This window comes from Streptomyces sp. JB150 (assembly GCF_011193355.1).
GTDB lineage: Bacteria > Actinomycetota > Actinomycetes > Streptomycetales > Streptomycetaceae > Streptomyces.
In genome coordinates, this window is record NZ_CP049780.1 from 1,501,686 (window position 1) to 1,514,882 (window position 13,197).

Below are 13,197 nucleotides of genomic sequence, written 5' to 3' on the forward strand. Positions count from 1 at the left end.
GATTGTCCCGCAGCCCCCGGAAAATGGGAGGCACCCGGCCCCGCCCCTTGCGTAACGTGCGCCGACATGACCGTGATCGTGCGCGAGCTGCGCCCCGGGGTCCGGGCCGACGCCGAGGGTTTCGCCGGTGTGCGGCGCCGGGCGCTGCCGTTCATGCTGACCACTCCGGAGTCCGTGCTGCACGACCTCGCCCACAGCCATCCCGGCGCCCGTCACCGGCAGCTGGTGGCCGAGGAGGACGGCGAGATCGTCGGCACCGCCCAGGTGGGACTCGCCCACGACAGCCCGGAGCCCGGCCAGGGGTATCTGAACGTGTACGTCGATCCGGAGCGGACCCGGCGCGGCGCGGGTTCCCTGCTGGTGCGCACCGCCGAGGCATACCTGGCGGGCCAGGGCGCGGCCCGGCTGTTCGCGTGGGTGCTGGACGGGCCCGCGCACCGCGCCTTCGCCGAGCGCCACGGCTACCGCCCGAGCCGCTCCGCGCACTTCCTGCGCCTGGACCTGGCGAACGCCGCCCTGCCGCCGCCGCAGAGCCCCCCGCCGGGGGTCGAGGTGCGCTCGGCGGCCGTCTTCGCGGACGACCCGCGCCCCCTGTTCGAGCTGGACGCGGAGGTCACGGCGGACGAACCCGGTGACGTCGGCGCCGAGTTCACCGACTACGAGGCCTGGCTCGCACAGACCTGGCGGCACCCCCTGCTCGACCGGGAGCTGACCGCGGTGGTGGTCGCCGACGGCCGCCCGGTGGCGTTCAGCGCGGCCCACACGGACCGCGCGCACCGCCGCTACGGCTCCGCGATGACCGGCACCGCCCGCGCCTTCCGCGGCCGGGGCCTGGCGAAACTCGCCAAGAACGCCGCCCTGCACCGGGCCCGCGCCGCGGGGTACACGGAGGCGTTCACCGGCAACGACACCGGCAACGGCCCGATGCTCGCGATCAACGCGTGGTTCGGGTACGAGATCTGCGCGAGGGAGGTGCGTCATGTCCGGGACCTCGGCTGACCGGGGACGCGGGTCCGAGCGGGTGGAGGTGGTGCTGGTCAAGGCGGGCCGGACGAAGATCCGTTACGCCGCCGAGCTGCTCGCCGACGACGGTGCGCGGATCGCCGTGCGGGCCGCCTGGGCGGGCGACGGGGTCCGCGACTTCGGCTTCGTGCGCTTCGAGCCGGGCGACGTCTTCACCGAGTACTACTGGCGGGACCGCTGGTACTCCGTGAAGGAGGTCCGCGGGGCCGGCGGCGCCCTGAAGGGCTGGTACTGCGACATCACCCGCCCCGCGGTCCGCAGGGGTGCCGAACTCGTCGTGGAGGACCTGGACCTCGACCTGTGGCGCTCGGCCGACGGCTCGGACGTACGCCGTCTCGACGAGGACGAGTTCACCGAGAGCGGCCTCGCACAGCGCGATCCCGGGGCGGCGCGCGCCGCCGTGGCCGCCCTCGACGAGCTGGAGGCCCTGGCCCGGGCGGCGGGCGGCCTGGAGTCCCTGCTGGCCTGAAACCGCCTGCCGGAACCGGTCACCCGGTGTGCGCACGCGATCACACGGGTTTGCCGGGGCCCCAATGGTGACACCCGCCACTGACAACCGAATCGTGACAGCCGCCACTGACACCCCTGGCGGCGATGAGGAAGTCTCGGTGAACGGGTCCACCTCCGTGACAGCGCGGAACCCGGTGGCCCACGAGGAGGCAGTCATGCGCCGTGTGATGCACAAGCCCCTGAAGAAGTCCGACGCGCGCCGCATCCGCGAGGAGGCCGCCGAGGAGCGTCCCGCCGGCCGCCCGGAGGTGCGCAAGGACATCGCCCGCACCTGGTGGCCGGAAGGGTGAGCCCGGCGGTCAAGCCGTTCGGTCAAGCCGGGCGGTGCAGGAGCTTGCGGTAGTGGATCCGGTGGTACGGCCCGTCGACGCGCCGCTCCACGACCTCGTAACCGTACTTCGGGTAGATCGTCTGGTTCTCCCACATCATCGCGTTCGTGTAGAGCCTGATCTCGGGCAGGCCGAGCACGCGCGCGTGCGCGTCGGCGAACCGCAGCAGCCGCCGCCCCACGCCCCGGCCGTGGGCGTCCGGGTGGACGGCGATGCTGTCGAGGAACAGATGGTCCTCGTACGCGTCCAGGACGACGAGTCCGGTCACCGGGTGCCCGGTGACGAACACCCGCCCCGCGGCCACGTCCGCCGCGTGGTCCGCCTCCATGGGCTGCGGCACGACGCCGATGCGGGCGATGTAGGGGTGGTACGCCGCGTCGGTCACCGCCTTCACGGCGGGTACGTCGGCGGTCACCGCCGCCCTGACCTCTTCATGGCACCTGTCGTTCACGCTCCGGACGGTAGCTCCCTGAGCGCAGTCTCAGCACGTCCTTAACGGCAGCATAAGGATCTCCGCCGACCGCCTCCGGCAGGCGTTCTCGCGGTTTTCCGGGGCTAGCTTCTGATCACCCCACGGGATCCCACGGACCCGACGGAAGCACTCGCCCCGACCGCCCCAGGAGTTCCGCCATGCCCCAGCGCCGCCGCCGCACGGCCGCCGTCACCGCCGCCCTCGGCCTCGGCCCGCTCGCCCTGACCACCCTGTCCGCCGCGCCCGCGGCCGCGCACGGCACGATGGGCGACCCCGTCAGCCGGGTCTCGCAGTGTTACGCCGAGGGACCGGAGAGCCCGTCGTCGGACGCGTGCAAGGCGGCGGTCGCGGCGGGCGGCACCCAGGCGCTGTACGACTGGAACGGCGTCCGCATCGGCGACGCCGCCGGGCGGCACCGCGAGCTGATCCCGGACGGCAAGCTGTGCAGCGCGAACAACGAGCAGTTCAACGGCCTCGACCTGGCCCGCGCCGACTGGCCGGCGACCGGGGTGCGCAGCGGCTCGTACACCTTCAAGTACCGGGTGACGGCCCCGCACAAGGGCACCTTCACGGTGTATCTGACCAAGCCGGGGTACGACCCGGCCCAGCCGCTGGCCTGGGACGACCTGGACCTGGCCAACCCGGTGGCGACGGCCGTCGACCCGGCCGCGGCGGGCGGCTTCTACACCTTCACCGGCACGCTCCCCGAGCGCTCCGGCGCGCACGTGCTGTACGCGGTCTGGCAGCGCTCGGACAGCCCGGAGGCGTTCTACTCCTGCTCCGACGTCACCTTCGGCGGCGGCGCGGCGGCTGACGGCGGTACGGCGGAGAGTGCCGCCCCGGCCCCGTCCGCGTCCGTGCCCTCCCAGAAGCAGATCGAGGCGGGCGCCGACCGGTCGACCGTCGAGAACCACGGGCACGGCGACGACGACCACCGGACGACGGCGCAGCCCGCCGCCGCGGAGCCGGCCGCTGGGGAGCCGGCTGCCGCCGAGCCCGCCGATGGGGAGCCGGCCGGTGAGGCGCCGGCCAACCAGCCGAAGGCGGCGGGCGCCTCCGGGAACCTCGCCGAGACCGGCGGCGACAGCGGTACGGCCTACGTCGCCGTCGGCGGCGCCGCCGCGCTGGCGCTGGGCGCGGCGGCCCTGTTCGCCTCGGTGCGCCGCAAGGCGGCCACCGGCGGCCGGCACGGCCGCTGAGGCGACGCGCGACTCCGGGGTCCGACCGGCGGCTCAGGCCGGTCGGACCCCGGCGGCGTCAGCCGAACGCGGCGGCGCAGGTGGTGGGCCGGGCGTTCGCCGGGTCGAGAGCGCCCGCCACCGCGTGGAAGGCGATCCGGTCGAACAGCCCGATGGCCAGATGCTCGGAGAAGTCGACCGGACAGAGGTCCTGGAGCAGCACGTTGCGCACGTTCGGCCCGTCGAGGAACCCGCTGCGGTACGGCGTGACGACCTGCTCGTACTTGGTCGCGAGCACGGTGTAGCGGACGCCGGGCACGGTGTCGCCGCCCGCGTTGAGCCTGGTGAGGAAGGCGGATCCGGCGATCTGGTCGGCGAGCGCCGGGGTGGCGGTGGAGAGCAGGTCCTCGGCGCCGGGGAAGTAGGGCAGCAGCCGGGTGAGTCCGGCGAGGGTGGTGCCGTGGTTGTCGGGCGCGATGCCGACGAGCGCGTTCACCTCGGCGGCGCCGCCGAGGAACTTGAGGTAGTGACGGGGCATCATGCCGCCCTGCGAGTGGCCGACCAGGTCGACCTCGGCGGCGCCGGTCGCGCCGAGCACCTTGTCGACGAACGCGTCCAGCTCCTGCGCGGACTTCTCGATGGGCCCGAGCCCGTGGAAGAAGGGGACGCCGGGCAGCCGGCCGTAGTCGAGGGAGAAGACGCAGTAGCCGCGCTCGACCAGGTAGGGGGCGAGGCCCAGCCAGTTGTCGACGGAGTTGCCGAAGGTGCCGTGGACCAGCACGACGGGGCGGGGGTGGGCGGCGGAGGGCTTGCAGCCGTAGTCGTTCCAGCCCCGGCTCGGGGCATCGGCGGCGTGGGCGGTGGTGGCGGGGACGAGGACGGCCGCGGCGGCCAGCAGCAGGGCGGCCGCGGATCTGCGTATTCGGCTCCAGGGCAGCATCGGGTGATCTCCTGACGGCTCGTGGGGAAGGAGAGTGCGTCTGCCTTGCGCCCGGTGATCCGGATCACGGGATGCTGTTCTTCCGTCAAGTTACGGACGGGTAGCCCCAAGGGGAAGTCGCGCGACGGCAAAACCCGGACCGGACGTCCAGCTCCGCGCGCAGCGCCGCCTGTCCGGCCGGTCCGGTGGTGCGGTTGCCCACGGAGGCCCCCGGGATGGCCGTGCTACGGAAGCCGGTGGCGCGCAGGAAGGAGGTGTATGGGGCCCAGCCGGGTGGGAGGGCCGCCGTGATACGGCGTACGTCCGGCGCGGTGGACAGCAGGGACGCGGCGACGGCGCCACCGGGGGGCGAGCAGAGAGCAGCCGGCCGCGCAGGTCTCCGGGTCCCAGTGGCCGAGGACGGCGTCCACGAGCCCGGTCACCTCGCCCCCCGCCTCGATGAGCAGCAGCCGCTTCGGTGGCGGTGGCGAACCAGTTCTCGCAGGCGGCGACGAGGTCCGGCACGGCCTGCTCGTCCTCGGGGGTGAAGGGGCGCAGATCGATCGTCGGGGCCGGCCGGTCAATCTACGCCGCCAGTCTTCCCGGCATCACCGCGCGCGGCCCGAACTTGGCCCGTGCGCGGTCGGCGACCTCCTCGATACGGCGGATCCGTTCGTCCGCGGGGTCGAAGGTGAGCTGGTGGGAGGCCTGTTCGGCGGGGATCAGGCCCTCGGCGCGCAGGGCGACGGCGCGGACCCGGGCGCGCTGGAGGCCGAGGGCGTCGTACATGCCGTAGACCGTCCTCGCCAGCGCCGCGGAGTGGGCGGTCGGCTCGGCGAGGGTGCGGGAGCGGGTGGTGGCGGACCGGTCGGCGTAGCGCACGGTGAGGGTGAGGGTGCGGCAGACCTTGTCCACGGCCCGCAGCCGGGCACCGATCTCCTCGACGGCCGACAGCAGGGCGCGGCGGTGGCGTTCGGGGTCCAGTTCGTCGCGGTCGAAGGGGCGTTCCGTGGCGAGGATGGGGGTCCCCCCTGCTCGAGCGCAGCCGAGAGCTTGGGGGAGGGAGACGGCGTTGGGCACGACCCGGCCGCGGTCGATGCCGTTCGCCTTCTCGTGCAGTTCGCGGCCCGCCTTCGCGCCGACCAGGCGCTGGAGCGTGGACAGTGGCGCGGCGGCGACCCGGCCGAGGGTGTCGAGGCCGTAGTCGCACAGGGTGCGGGCGGTCGCGGCGCCCACGCCGGGGAGCACGGCGACGGGCCGGTCGGCGAGGAACTCGGCCACCGCGTCCTCGGGGACCGCGCAGGTCACCCCGGGCCGGGCGGAGCGCAGCGCGATCCGGGCCAGCATCGGGCCCGGCCCGGCGCCGATCGCGCAGTCGACGCCGAAGTGGGCGAGGGCGCGGACCCGGATCACGGAGGCCAGTGCGAGGGCGTCGCGCCCGAAGTAGCGTTCGGCGCCGCCGAGATCGGCGAGCGCCCCGTCGGGTGGCAGGGCCTCGACGACCGGCGTGAACTCCTCCAGCAGCCCGAGCAGCCCCGGCAGGGCCGTCTCGTACATCGGCGGCAGCTGGAAACGGACGCAGAGAATCGTCATCCCGCACTCCCCGGACTCTGGTGCCACAACTTCCGTGCCTGTGAACGTGTCTGTGCGGGCTCCTCGCCCGCGGGCCGCAGATCCGCCCAGGGGTGCATCTCGTACCCGGTGGGCATGCGGATGGTCCGCGACCGGTGGTCGTCCATGCGGTCCGGCGCGGCGGAGCCGGCCGGGGCGGGCAGCCCGTCGGAACCGGCGAGCCGCCTCCGCGCGGGCCCCCCGCCGTCACCGGGCGCGGAACCGTCGCCGGACGCCGGGCCGTCGCCGGACGCGGAACCGTCGCCGGGCGCCGGGCCGGGGCCGGGTGCGCCGGCGAGCCGGGCGGCGACCCCCTCCAGTCCTTCCTCCCGGCGCGCCTCGACCAGTTCGGCGAGGTTCCAGACGGCGGCGCCGACCACGCTGAGGCTGCGCGGGCCGCGCCGCTGGACCACGCCGCGCACCAGCAGCAGCCAGGAGTGGAAGACGGTGTGGGCGCAGGCGTCGTGGGAGTCGTCGAAGAAGGCCAGGTCGACCAGGCCGGTGCCGTCGTCCAGGGTGGTGAAGACGACCCGCCTGCCGGACCGGACCGGCGGGGTCTGGGTGGCCGCCTTGGCGCCCGCGACCAGCACGGTCTCCCCGTGCCGGGCAGCGCGCAGCCGGCGCGCGGGGACGACGCCCAGCTCGTCGAGGAACTCGCGGTAGTCGTCCATCAGGTTGCGTGAGGCGTCCATGGAGAGCACGCCCAGCTCGGCGCTCAGCCGCTCCTCCGCGGAGAGGTCGGGCAACCCGGCGGGGGCGGTCTTCCGGCCGCCGGGCAGGGGCAGTTGCCCTCCGCCGCCGCCCATGCCCCGGGTGCCCCGGTGCAGTTCGGTCAGGTGCAGTTGCAGGTCGCGGCGGTTGGCGCCGAACGCGTCGAGCGCGCCGACCTGGGCGAGCCGCTGGGCGAGCGGTCGGCTGGGCCGGGCCCGTTCCCAGAAGTCGAGCAGGGAGGAGTAGGGCTGCCCGTCCTCGATCCGCCGCGCCTCGGCCTCGCTGATGTTGTGGACGTCGGAGAGGGCGAGCCGGAGCCCCCACACCTCCGGTGATTCAGACACCAGTTCGATCCTGTGTGCGACCCCCGACTTGTTCACGTCCAGCGGCAGGATCGGCACCCCGCGCCGCCGCGCGTCCGCCAGCAGCAGCCGCTTCGGGTACATGCCGGGGTCGTGGGTGAGCAGCCCGGCGTAGAAGGCGGCCGGGTGATGGGCCTTCAGCCAGGCCGACTGGTAGGTCGGCACGGCGAACGCGACCGCGTGCGCCTTGCAGAAGCCGTACGACCCGAAGGCCTCGACGATCTCCCAGGTGCGCCGAATCGTTTCCGCGTCGTAGCCGCGCGCCGCCGCGTGCTGGGCGAACCACACCTTGATCCGCCCCTGCGACTCCGGGTCGGACAGCCCGCGGCGCACCCGGTCGGCCTCGCCGCGCCCGCAGCCGGTCATGATGTCGACGATGTCGATGACCTGCTCGTGGAAGACGACGACCCCGTACGTCTCCCTCAGCGGCTCCTCCAGATCCGGGTGCGGGTAGCGCACCGGCGCCCGTCCGTGCCGCGCCTCGATGAACGGCCGCACCATGTCGGCGGCGACCGGGCCCGGCCGGAACAGGGAGATGTCGACGACCAGGTCGTGGAACGTGGCCGGCTGGAGCCGCCCCACCAGGTCCCGCTGGCCCGGCGACTCGATCTGGAAGCAGCCCAGGGTCTCGGTGGAGCGGATCAGGGCGTACGTCGCCGGGTCGCCCGGCGGCAGCGCGTCCAGGTCGACCTCGGTGCCCGTCACGCGCCTCACCTCGGCGACCGCGTGCGCCATCGCCGACTGCATCCGCACGCCCAGCACGTCCAGTTTGAGCAGTCCCAGGTCCTCCACGTCGTCCTTGTCGAACTGCGCCATCGGGAAGCCCTCGCCGCTGGTCGGCATCACGGGCGTCCGGGAGAGCAGGGAGGCGTCGGAGAGCAGTACGCCGCAGGGGTGCATGGCGACCCCGCGCGGCAGCGCGTCCAGCGCCTCGACCAGTTCCCACAGCTCGCCGTACCGCTCCTGCTCGGCGGCGAGCGCCTTCAGTTCGGGCAGCTCCGCCAGCGCCGCGCGGGCGTCGCGGGCGCGGATGTGCGGGAAGGACTTGGCGAGGCGGTCGATCTCGGCCGGGTCCAGGGACAGGGCCGCGCCGACGTCGCGGATCGCGTGCCGCACCCGGTAGGTCTCGGGCATCGCGACCGTGGCGACCCGCTCGGCGCCGAACCGGCCGATGATCGCCCGGTAGACCTCCAGGCGGCGCGCGGACTCCACGTCGATGTCGATGTCAGGCAGGACGACCCGCTCCCTGGACAGGAAGCGCTCCATCAGCAGCCGGTGCTCGACCGGGTCGGCGTGCGCGATGCCGAGCAGGTGGTTGACGAGGGAGCCCGCGCCGGAGCCGCGCGCGGCCACCCGGATGCCCATCTCCCGGACGTCTTCCACGACCTGGGCGACCGTCAGGAAGTAGGAGGCGAAGCCGTGGTGGGCGATGATGTCCAGCTCCTGGTGCACCCGCTCCCAGTAGGCGCGGCGGCCGGTGTAGCCGAGCCGCACCATGCCGGCCGCCGCCCGGGAGGCGAGCACCCGCTGGGCGGTGCGGCGGTCCGCGCCGACCAGGTGCGGTTCGGGGAAGTGGACGGTGCCGATGCCGAGGTCGTCCTCGGGGTCGACCAGGCACTCGGCGGCCGTCGCCCGGGTCTGCTCCAGCAGCCGCAGGGCGGCCTCGCGCCGGTACCCGGCGGCCTCCACGATCCGCTCGGCCGCCTCGCGCATGGCGTCCGCGCCCTTGAGCCAGGCCTCGCCGGAGTCCAGCTCCTTGGCCGGGTCGATCGGGACCAGGCGGCGGGCGGCGTCCAGCACGTCGGCGACCCGGCCCTGCCCGGGGTCGGCGTAGCGCACGGCATTGCTCAGCACCGGGCGGACGCCCTGCTCGGCGGCGAAGCCCGCGGTCCGCGCGGCCAGCCGCAGGGAGCCGGGTCCGGTGCCGGTACGGCCGTGCCACACCGTCTCCAGGCGCAGGGCGTCGCCGTAGACCTCGCGCCAGGGGGCGAGGAGCCGGGCGGCCCGGTCGGGGCGGCCCGCGGCGAGGGCGCGGCCGACGTCGGAGTCGGGGCCGAGCAGCACGATCAGGCCGTCGGCGTGGTTGCCGTCCCAGGGCAGGACGGGGGTGCCTTCCCGCCGGTGCGCGGCGGTGACCAGGCGGCACAGGTCGGCCCAGCCGCGGGCGCCGTCGCGGGCGAGGAAGGTGACGCGCGGGGTCGACTCGTCGACGAAGAGACCGCCGCGCACGGGGGTGCGGCGGCGCCGCTCCCGGTGGGCGCCGGGCTCGGGGGCGGTCGCCGCCGGCTCCACCGCCAGGTTCACACCGAACAGCGGGCGCACACCCGCGCGGGCGCAGGCCTTGGCGAAGCGGACGGCGCCGGCGAGGGTGTCGCGGTCGGTGAGGGCGAGGGCGTCCATGCCGCGCTCCACGGCACGCTCGGCCAGCCGCTCCGGGTGCGAGGCGCCGTAGCGCAGGGAGAACCCGGAGACGGTGCGCAGATGCGTGAAGCCCGGCATCCGCACCTCCTGCTCGAACATCCGTTCCCAACCTGCTCACCACCACCATAGACCAAATCCCGAACACGTGTACGACAACCGTTCGGGCGCCTCCCACCTGCGGAAACACCCTCCGACCGGGACTGTGGGGACATGACACGGACCACGTTCCTCCGCGAGGTGAAGGACGCCGTCACACCGCGGGCGACCCTGCTCGTCCTCGGCGTGATCGCCCTCCAGCTGCTGTTCATCGCCTCGTACGTGGGAGCGCTGCACGACCCGAAGCCGCGGGACGTGCCCTTCGCGGTGGCCGCGCCCGAGGCCGCCGCCCGGCAAGCGGTCACCCGGCTGGAACGGCTGCCGGGCTCGCCCCTGGACCCGCGGGCGGTGGCCGACGAGGCGACGGCCCGCGAGCAGATCTGGGACCGCGACATCGGCGGCGCCCTGGTGCTGAACCCGGCCGGCCCCGCCGACACGCTCCTGGTCGCCTCCGGCGGCGGCACCGTGCTCGCCACCGCCCTGGAGCAGCTGACCACCACCCTGGCGAAGGCGGAGCGGCGCACGGTGCGGGTCGTGGACGTGGCCCCGGCCTCGCCGCGGGACTTCAACGGGCTGTCGTCGTTCTACCTGGTCGTCGGCTGGTGCGTCGGCGGCTATCTGTGCGCCTCGATCCTGGCGATCGGCACCGGTGCCCGGCCCGCGAACCCGCGCCGCGCGGCGATCCGGCTGGGGACCATGGCCCTGGTGTCGGTCGCCGGCGGACTCGGCGGCGCGCTCATCGTGGGGCCGGTCCTGGAGGCCCTGCCCGGCGGTGTCGCCGCCCTGTGGGGGCTCGGCGCGCTCATCACCTTCGCCGTCGGCGCCGCCACCCTCGCCCTCCAGGGCCTCTTCGGCATCGTCGGCATCGGCCTCGCCATCCTCCTCGTGGTGATCGCGGGCAACCCGAGCGCGGGCGGCGCCTTCCCCCTGCCCATGCTCCCCCCGTTCTGGGCGGCGATCGGCCCGGCCCTCCCCCCGGGCGCCGGCACCTGGGCGGCCCGCTCGATCGCCTACTTCCGGGGCAACGACACCCTGGGCGCCCTGCTGGTGCTGTCGGCCTGGGCGGCGGCCGGCATCGTGATCACCCTGGCGGCGGCGGCACTGCGCGAGCGCCGCGCTGTGGAGAGACCCGCGTAGCCGCGGGCAGGCGCCCCCTAGGGGGTGCCCCGTGGCCCGCGCACCTCCCCCGTGCCCAGGGTGATCACCGCCCGCGGCCGCATCGGGCCCTCCTCGCGGCGGGAGAGGAGGGTCAGTTCCCCGACCACGGCCGGCCGGGTGCCGAGGCGGGCCGCGCACTCGGCGGCCAGGGGCTTCGGGTCCCGGGTGCGGCCGAGGGAGAGATGCGGCGTGAAGTGCCCACCGCGGCCACCGCGCCCACCCCGCCCCTCGCAGAGCGGGAACCGCTCCAGCAGCTCCCGGTGGAACCGGACCCACGGGGCCCGGTCCGCCGCGGCCAGGTCGGGCCACACCGTCGCGTACCGCCGGTGCCGGAACCAGCGCACCCCGGCCAGCCGCGCCGGGAACGCCGCACAGCGCGCCGCCGCGGCGGAGAGCAGCGGCACGGCCCGCTCGAACTCCTCCTCCGGCACGAAACCGAACAGCAGGTTCACGTGCGGCGGCCACCGGCGCACCTGCGGATCGTGCTCCCAGCGGATGTCCTGGATCGCCGGCCACAGCTCCCGGGGCGGCAGCCACGCCACCGCCGTCCGCGGGGTCGGCGCCACCTCCAGCGCGTCCACCGGCTCGCCGTTGCCGTTCACACGACCATCGAAGCACCCCGGCACCCGGCCCGCAGCCGCCGTCACCGGAACCCAGCCCCCAACCACCGCCGGCACCCGCCCACACGAAGGTCCCGCCCCTCGCGCGCGCGGGGCGGGACCTCACCGGAAGCGGAACAGACAGTGGCGGGACGGATCAGCCGATCTGCGTCCCCGTCGCCGAGAGCGCCTCCGTCACCGGCTGGAAGAACGTCTCGCCGCCGGAGGAGCAGTCGCCGCTGCCGCCGGACGTGAGCCCGATGGCCTTGTCCCCGGAGAACAGCGCGCCACCGCTGTCGCCGGGCTCGGCGCACACATCGGTCTGGATGAGCCCGTTGACGATGTCGCCGTTGCCGTAGTTCACGGTGGCGTCCAGGCCCGTGACCTTGCCGGAGTGCACCTGCGTGGTGGAGCCGCTGCGGGTGACCTGCATCCCGACGGTCGCCTCGGCCGCCCCGCCGATCTGCTGGGCCGAGCCGTTGTAGAGGTTCACCTCGCTCGGGTGCTCGACGTCGGCGGTGTACTTGACGAGCCCGTAGTCGTCGCCCGGGAAGCTGGAGACCTCGTTCTGGCCGATGACGGTGCCGGACGAGTCCGACCAGGTGGAGATGCCCTCGGTGCAGTGGCCGGCGGTCAGGAAGTACGGCTCCCCGCCCTTGACCACGTTGAAGCCGAGCGAGCAGCGCCCGCTACCGCCGGTGATGGCGTCGCCACCGGCGACGAAGGGCTTGAACTCCCCCTTCGTGCGCTGAAGTTCGGCGACCGGGCCGAGCCCGTCGACGACCTCGGCCAGCTTCTTCCACTCCGCCGCGGAGACGGTGCGGTCGGCGGTGACGACGACCTTGTTGGTGGTCGGGTCGGTCACCCAGGCGGTGCCCGGGACGGCCGCGTCCTGCTGCAGCGCCGTGCGGGCGCTCTTCAGCTCGGCCGGCGAGTGCTCGACGATTCTCGCCCGGGCGCCGGCCTCCTCGACCACCTCGGCGGCGGCCTCGTCGAGCACGTTCACCACCAGGCTCCTGGCCTGGGCGTCGTAGTAGGCGCCCGCCGCGTCCGCGCCGAGGTCCCGGTCCAGCGTCGAGGCGAGCTTTCCGGCCGCGATCGCGGAGAGGGTCCTGAGCTCCTGCGTGTCCGAGGGCTCGCTGGCGTTCGCAGTCTGGAAGGTGACGCCCGCGGCGACCAGTGCGGCGATTCCCGCCCCTGTCACGGCTGCCCGCCGCCTGGGTATGCGTCGGTGCTGCAACTCACGTCCTCCTGTGGGGGGTCGGCCCGGTGGCGGTTGTGGGGACCACCACGGGCCCGAAGGCTTGGTTGACGGGCGCCCACTCTTCCGAACCGCACAGGTAGCGCACAAGGTCGACTTCAGGACGCGCACACGGTGACCACCGCGCGCCCTTGGCTTCTTCACCACCCCGCGCCGCCCCGCTGGAAAAGGCGGGGAATGCGCGGGCGATTCGCACTGCAAACGCTACGCGTGAGTAACCGTGCACAGGCTGGTGAGGTCTGGACCTGACGCGTTTTCACCCGTGTGCGCCCCTGCCCCTCGCCGCGTTCCCCGCCCCGGACACCCCAGGAGAACGCCCCGGCATCCAGTGATCCGGGGCGGTGTCGGAGAGGGGTGAGGTGATCGTTGGCAGCTGTGCTCGCAGCTGTGCGGCTGAACCTCCCCGCCCGTCACAGTGCCCATCACGTCGACGCCACCCACCTCGTGGAAGATGGCCGGCAGTCCCAGGGTGCCGCACCGGTTGCCTGGGCTGCCGGCGGGCGAGGCGACAGCGAGACCGGTGAGGACGCCGCTGTGCCGCTCCGCA

11 protein-coding genes are annotated in these 13,197 nt (G+C 74.4%); 5 read left to right on the forward strand and 6 right to left on the reverse strand.

What is annotated here, in order from left to right; translation table 11 throughout:
* The first annotated feature begins 66 nt into the window (after positions 1–66).
* From G7Z13_RS07120 to G7Z13_RS34055, 3 genes are all read left to right on the forward strand, one after another.
* A complete protein-coding gene (locus G7Z13_RS07120) occupies positions 67–999 on the forward strand; it encodes a GNAT family N-acetyltransferase (RefSeq protein WP_165997111.1) in 933 nt (310 codons plus the stop codon).
* Entirely contained in the window at positions 980–1,492 is a 513-nt protein-coding gene (locus tag G7Z13_RS07125; protein ID WP_165997112.1) for a DUF402 domain-containing protein, read from the forward strand. Before G7Z13_RS07120 ends, G7Z13_RS07125 begins: the two co-directional genes overlap by 20 nt.
* Before the next feature lie 196 nt (positions 1,493–1,688).
* Complete coding sequence (locus tag G7Z13_RS34055; RefSeq protein WP_277347392.1) at positions 1,689–1,823, forward strand: hypothetical protein; 135 nt, start codon at positions 1,689–1,691, stop codon at positions 1,821–1,823.
* A 22-nt stretch (positions 1,824–1,845) separates the two neighbouring features.
* On the opposite strand, the gene G7Z13_RS07130 is transcribed toward G7Z13_RS34055, so the two are convergent.
* Positions 1,846–2,313, reverse strand: coding sequence for a GNAT family N-acetyltransferase (locus tag G7Z13_RS07130; protein ID WP_165997114.1), 468 nt, complete (start codon positions 2,311–2,313; stop codon positions 1,846–1,848).
* Positions 2,314–2,492: 179 nt separating this feature from the next.
* Between G7Z13_RS07130 and G7Z13_RS07135 the strand changes: the two genes are divergently transcribed.
* Positions 2,493–3,533 carry a lytic polysaccharide monooxygenase gene (locus G7Z13_RS07135; RefSeq protein ID WP_165997116.1) on the forward strand — a complete coding sequence of 347 codons (1,041 nt, stop codon included), beginning with the start codon at positions 2,493–2,495 and terminating at the stop codon, positions 3,531–3,533.
* 58 nt (positions 3,534–3,591) lie between these two features.
* On the opposite strand, the gene G7Z13_RS07140 is transcribed toward G7Z13_RS07135, so the two are convergent.
* The 3 genes from G7Z13_RS07140 to G7Z13_RS07150 all read right to left on the reverse strand — a co-directional run bounded on the left by G7Z13_RS07140 (position 3,592) and on the right by G7Z13_RS07150 (position 9,614).
* Positions 3,592–4,452 (reverse strand): alpha/beta fold hydrolase, encoded by an 861-nt coding sequence (locus tag G7Z13_RS07140; protein WP_165997118.1) that lies wholly within the window; start codon positions 4,450–4,452, stop codon positions 3,592–3,594.
* 564 nt (positions 4,453–5,016) lie between these two features.
* Positions 5,017–6,024, reverse strand: coding sequence for a hypothetical protein (locus G7Z13_RS07145; RefSeq protein ID WP_165997120.1), 1,008 nt, complete (start codon positions 6,022–6,024; stop codon positions 5,017–5,019).
* On the reverse strand, positions 6,021–9,614 hold the full coding sequence (locus G7Z13_RS07150) for a DNA polymerase III subunit alpha (RefSeq protein WP_166004725.1): 3,594 nt from the start codon (positions 9,612–9,614) through the stop codon (positions 6,021–6,023). Before G7Z13_RS07150 ends, G7Z13_RS07145 begins: the two co-directional genes overlap by 4 nt.
* A gap of 132 nt (positions 9,615–9,746) precedes the next feature.
* Here G7Z13_RS07150 and G7Z13_RS07155 point away from each other — a divergent pair, with 132 nt between their 5' ends.
* On the forward strand, positions 9,747–10,769 hold the full coding sequence (locus tag G7Z13_RS07155; protein WP_165997123.1) for a DUF3533 domain-containing protein: 1,023 nt from the start codon (positions 9,747–9,749) through the stop codon (positions 10,767–10,769).
* Between the two features lie 17 nt (positions 10,770–10,786).
* Here G7Z13_RS07155 and G7Z13_RS07160 read toward each other — a convergent pair whose 3' ends face one another.
* Positions 10,787–11,392: a 2'-5' RNA ligase family protein gene (locus G7Z13_RS07160; RefSeq protein ID WP_165997126.1), complete on the reverse strand. Its 606-nt coding sequence runs from the start codon at positions 11,390–11,392 to the stop codon at positions 10,787–10,789.
* Positions 11,393–11,546: 154 nt separating this feature from the next.
* A complete protein-coding gene (locus G7Z13_RS07165; protein WP_165997128.1) occupies positions 11,547–12,629 on the reverse strand; it encodes a S1 family peptidase in 1,083 nt (360 codons plus the stop codon).
* Between the last annotated feature and the right edge of the window lie 568 nt (positions 12,630–13,197).